This window comes from Enterobacter cloacae complex sp.6700776 (assembly GCF_048284255.1).
In the GTDB taxonomy this organism is placed as follows: domain Bacteria; phylum Pseudomonadota; class Gammaproteobacteria; order Enterobacterales; family Enterobacteriaceae; genus Enterobacter; species Enterobacter intestinihominis.
This window is the reverse complement of record NZ_JBLVYK010000200.1, coordinates 1-294: the sequence shown is the minus strand read 5'-3', so window position 1 is coordinate 294 and position 294 is coordinate 1. Positions and strand designations below refer to the sequence as shown.

Sequence of the window (294 nt, the reverse complement as noted above, 5' to 3'; positions counted from 1 at the left end):
TCTATACACCTAGCGCGAAAACGCATCCCGCTTATCCTTTTTGGACTGGGGATGAATGGCGAGGAAGTGATCCTGCGCGTAAAAAAGTTGAATTTCCTCAATTCGATGAATTACGTGACGGTGGGCGGGATTGCCCTGATGGTCAATGGCGATATGTCATTACACTTGAAGACGCAATAAAAGGTGGTTTCAACTTAGCCAGCATTGAGAGATTACGCAATAAATATAATCCAGACTCATTTAACATGTTGGTTATGTGTGTGTTTGTATACAGCGGCGCGTCCGTCTTTAAAT

General features: G+C 43.5%; 1 protein-coding gene. It reads left to right on the top strand.

Going from position 1 to position 294, the window contains the following annotated elements; genetic code table 11:
* The coding region (locus ACNQ0T_RS23875) for a terminase large subunit domain-containing protein (protein ID WP_417930458.1) at positions 1–294 on the top strand (294 nt) is incomplete at both ends.